Origin of the sequence: Microbacterium sp. Leaf351 (assembly GCF_001423825.1) — a bacterium.
Lineage (GTDB): Bacteria > Actinomycetota > Actinomycetes > Actinomycetales > Microbacteriaceae > Microbacterium > Microbacterium ginsengisoli.
In genome coordinates this window covers 99,361-100,551 of record NZ_LMPK01000002.1, presented here as the reverse complement: position 1 = coordinate 100,551, position 1,191 = coordinate 99,361, and the positions used below count along the sequence as shown (strand labels likewise).

The window sequence follows — 1,191 nt, the reverse complement described above, 5'->3', positions numbered from 1 at the left end:
CCTTCTCCGCGGCGTGCGCGGCCTCGCGCTCGATGCGGGCCTCGTGCGCGGTGTACTCGGTGTCGATCTTCAGGCGCACCTGGTCGGCGTCGTGCTGCGCCTGGGCGAGGATGCGGGCGGTGTCGGAGTCGAGCGTCGCACGACGCTCGGTGATCTCCTCACGGGCGGCGGCGAGCAGGCGCTCGGCCTGCTGCGCGGCGTTCTGGATGAGCAGGTTCGCCTGCTCCTCCGCGACGTGCAGCACCGCCTCGAACTGCTGCCGGCTCTGCGGCTCGTCGCCGTCGCGCTCGAGACCGCCCTCGGCGAACTCGGTGGTCAGCGCGGTCACCCGCGCCTCGGCATCGGCGGCGCGCGCCTCCGCAGCGGCGAGGTCGGCCTTGAGCTTCGCGGTGGCCTTCTCACGGTCGGCGTCGGCCTTGGCGCTCGCACCCTTCGCCTTCTCGGCCTCCGCCTTCACCTTGTCGGCGTCCGCCTTCGCCTTGTCGGCCTCTACGCGCTCCTCCGCGCGTGCCGCCTCGACGTCGGCGTCACGGCGCTCAGCGGCGGCGGCGAGATCAGCCGTCGCGCGCTGCAGCTTGCCCTGCAGGTCGGCGAGCGCGGTGTCGACCTCTTGTCGGTCGTATCCGCGGAACCCGACGGTGAAATAGGTGTGTTCGCCGCCGCTCTGGATGAGCTGGTCGAAGGATCCGTTGCTGCCCTGCTGCGCGGGGGTGTCGCTCATGATGCGGCGCCTTACTCGTCGAGGTCGGTCATGCGCTCCGCCGGCGAAGCGCTCCTGAGCGCGCGCGTGCGGAGCGCGACGTGCAGGATTCGCGTCCATCGTAGGGGGCGAGCCCGGGGGGATTCATCCCCCAGGCGATGGATCTTCCGAGAGGAACGCTCAGCGCGCGTCGGCGGCGGCGGTGTGGTGGCGGATGACCTCGGCCACCACGAAGTTGAACCACTTCTCGGCGAAGGCGGGGTCGAGGTCGGCGTCGGCGGCGAGCGCGCGCAGTCGGGCGATCTGCTGCTCCTCGCGTGCCGGGTCGGAGGCAGGCATGCCGTGCTCGGCCTTGAGATGGCCGACCTGAGTGGTGCTGCGGAACCGCTCGGCGAGCAGATAGATGAGGGCGGCGTCGATGTTGTCGATGCTGGCGCGCAGGCGGCTGAGCGCGACGCGCGGGTCGGTGGTGTCGGACAAGATGGCCTCCT

At 71.5% G+C, this 1,191-nt stretch carries 1 protein-coding gene and 1 pseudogene; both read right to left on the bottom strand.

Going from position 1 to position 1,191, the window contains the following annotated elements:
• Positions 1-721 (bottom strand): annotated as a pseudogene (locus ASG00_RS00990) (hypothetical protein); the annotation flags it as partial.
• 159 nt (positions 722-880) lie between these two features.
• The gene (locus tag ASG00_RS00985) at positions 881-1,180 is read right to left on the bottom strand and encodes a chorismate mutase (protein WP_045247959.1); all 300 of its coding nucleotides are present in this window, start codon (positions 1,178-1,180) and stop codon (positions 881-883) included.
• Between the last annotated feature and the right edge of the window lie 11 nt (positions 1,181-1,191).